The 2,770-nt window shown below is 35.5% G+C and carries 3 protein-coding genes and 1 pseudogene; all 4 read right to left on the bottom strand.

Going from position 1 to position 2,770, the window contains the following annotated elements:
* Positions 1-317: hypothetical protein (locus tag H8704_RS13975; RefSeq protein ID WP_249298668.1), on the bottom strand; the 317-nt coding region annotated here is incomplete at its 3' end.
* 58 nt (positions 318-375) lie between these two features.
* Positions 376-514, bottom strand: a pseudogene (locus H8704_RS14590) (RNA methyltransferase); the annotation flags it as partial.
* 137 nt (positions 515-651) lie between these two features.
* Complete coding sequence (locus H8704_RS13965; protein ID WP_022464229.1) at positions 652-1,857, bottom strand: PDDEXK nuclease domain-containing protein; 1,206 nt, start codon at positions 1,855-1,857, stop codon at positions 652-654.
* A gap of 116 nt (positions 1,858-1,973) precedes the next feature.
* A complete protein-coding gene (locus H8704_RS13960) occupies positions 1,974-2,294 on the bottom strand; it encodes a helix-turn-helix domain-containing protein (RefSeq protein WP_022464228.1) in 321 nt (106 codons plus the stop codon).
* Positions 2,295-2,770 lie beyond the last annotated feature (476 nt).

The following is a 2,770-nucleotide window of genomic DNA, read 5'->3' as shown; positions in this document are numbered from 1 at the left end:
CACTCATCAAATAATGTTATTCCAATTATTAGTAACGTTTTAAACATAACAATCTCTAATGGTATATATAATTTCTGTTTAGCCTTTTTTTGCAAAACACAAAGCATTAACGAAAGAAAAATGCAACCTGTCAATGCAATTGGGATATTCTCTATAATCACATAAAATGGAATAATACCAAAAAGAAATCCACCATAAAAACAAATAATATATTCATTCCATTCTTTCTTCTTAGAAGTAAGTAAAAATAAACTTATTATCAGCTCTAATACATTTACGCACTCATTAAATATATTATAACTCTCCGTTATTTTCATTATTCTTTCCTCCATTTAATGATAAAACAGGGATTAATATCTTACCGTAAATATCTCATTTTTCTTTCGGCTTGTACAATTCGGCTCTCTTGGCGATATTACCAGGCAGCACTTTACCTTCTTCCTCGCCAAACTCGACTTTTACATTGATTCCGCTGTCAGTTTTTGTGGGAAAGCAATACAACCGTCTCCACATGTGGACACACTATTAGTATAAATAGGAAATTTTAGTTTTGCTAGACTATATGTTTCGTAGTATATTAGTGCGATTTATCGCATCAAAAGAGAGTCACAACTGAGGTGACTCCTTAATGACTGTACGGTTGTATCCAACTTATTTATTCTTTTCCTGCAGTTTCAGCAGATATTCCTCTTCTGCCTGTTCCAAGCGTTTCTGAATTGCTTCCTCCGATGGCAACTGAGACTTAATCTCATTCATCCGAATGTTATCATAGGTTGCAACTCCCATAGGTGTTTCAATTCCCTGAAATGCCCACTGTACCTCCGTCTGGTCCTTATCCTTACATATAAGCAATCCTATTGTCGGATTGTCATCATCCGTTTTCATAAGCTGATCTACTGCATTCACATAAAAATTCAGTTTTCCGGCAAATTCCGGTTCAAAGGATACCGCTTTCAACTCAACGACAACATAGCATCGAAGTTTTATATGATAAAAAAGCATATCAATCTTTCTGGTTTTCCCGGCTACAATAATCTCTTTCTGACGTCCTATAAAAGCAAAACCTGATCCAAGTTCCAGCAAAAATCTTGTTATGTTCTGTTCCAACGCATCTTCTAATTCTTTTTCATCATAGCCTGCCGGTAAGGAAACAAACCCAAAATCATAAGTATCCTTAACAATTTCCTGTGCCAATTTCCCCTGTATGGTCGGAAGTTTTTCAGCAAAATTAGTCAGGGCATTACCCGATGATTGATATAAATGAGCCTTTATATTATCAATCAGGACACTTCTGCTCCAGCTCTCCTCTATCGTTTTTCTGACATAGAACAAAGCCTCTTCTACCGTTTTGCACTTTGTAACTATTTCTATATGATGTCCCCATGGAACGAAACCGAAAAATTTAGGAAAGTTAATTTCTGCAACAAGCTGTTGCAGTTTTTCATTTTGATCTAATTCCACACCGACCTGCTGCAGTTTTAGGCTTTTCATATCAAGACTTTCCTCCATATGATGTGCCAGTTCTGAAAAGCTTTCATTTCCAGAATAGAATAGATACCATTTTTTCATATTCCAAAGATTTCTTGCTGAAAATCCTTTCGCTTTGGGGAATTCATTCTGCAGATCAAGACTAAGCTGCTCCACAATTCCTTTTCCCCATTTCTCCTCTGCTTTTCTCTCAACCAGATCCCGTCCCAACTGCCAGTTAAAGAAAAGCTGCTCTGTATTTACTTTGACCGCTGATTTTATCTGTGCTGACACATAACGCTGCTTCACATCGTGAACCCAGCTCACATAATCAGAATCCAATCTGATGTCATGTGACTTCACAACATGCGGTTTTAATTCTTCTGACATATTGTTCCTCATTTCTTCAAAATATTTTCATATTTTAATTGTTTTTGATACATTTATACTTTAGTATATCATAAACGGCACGATCCTACTACAAAAATAAAAATGTTACTGGATCATCACTCTATTTTTTTCTTCGTCTCTTTCCGGTCAATCAATGCGTCCACATAACCCTGCACACGGCATTGATCAAATTTATCCAGTTTACGATACTTAACCACTACCGGTACCTCACTTTGTCTGAGATTTAACTTTTGTGCATTCTCCAATTCCATAACCTCGCTCACGGGAATCCCCATGCCTTCACATATTTTTCGGATATTATCCTCCCGCACTTCGTAGTCTTCTTTTTTGATAATGCTCCATATCGTACTTTGTGGAATCCCACTATCTTTTGCAAAACGATATACGGATATTCCATTTTCTTCTAAGTAATCCATCAATTTTTTTCTAACTGTGCCCGTAATATGTCCTTCCCCCTTGCCTACTATTGTTCTGTAGCTACAATAAGTATACTTTTTTCAAGATTGTTCTTTCAACATATATGTTTCGTATTAAATAGTGTGATTTATCGTACTAAGCCGACAAATTAGACATAATAATTAGATTAAAATAAGAGAGAGGGATGTCAGGAACAGGATTTCTCTTTTCTTTTGAAAAAATGAGGATGCTGTGTTCTGGGTGAATGAAAGAAGGGAGAAGAACACAGATGAGAAAAACTACTAAAAAGAAAATGATTCCATTGTTGATACTTACTGTGTTACAGAGCAAAGTGTATTATTGAATTGTATCAAAAAAAGCAAAAAAAATAATTTCAGGCTGAAATTTCCAAAAAAGTGGAAATTTTATGGAGTATAATCCCTTTGACTTCGATAAGATACGAAAACAGATTTTTGAATGAATGATGTATAGCGGC

Origin of the sequence: Jutongia huaianensis (genome assembly GCF_014384985.1) — a bacterium.
GTDB classification, from domain to species: domain Bacteria; phylum Bacillota; class Clostridia; order Lachnospirales; family Lachnospiraceae; genus Jutongia; species Jutongia huaianensis.
The sequence above is the reverse complement of the archived record's forward strand: the minus strand, read 5'-3'. Positions and strand labels throughout refer to the sequence as shown.

What these genes read in the sequence shown, in the direction of transcription:
- H8704_RS13960 (WP_022464228.1), bottom strand. Translation starts at nt 2,294, where the DNA reads ATGGATTACTTAGAAGAAAATGGAATATCCGTATATCGTTTTGCAAAA.
- H8704_RS13965 (WP_022464229.1), bottom strand. Translation starts at nt 1,857, where the DNA reads ATGTCAGAAGAATTAAAACCGCATGTTGTGAAGTCACATGACATCAGA.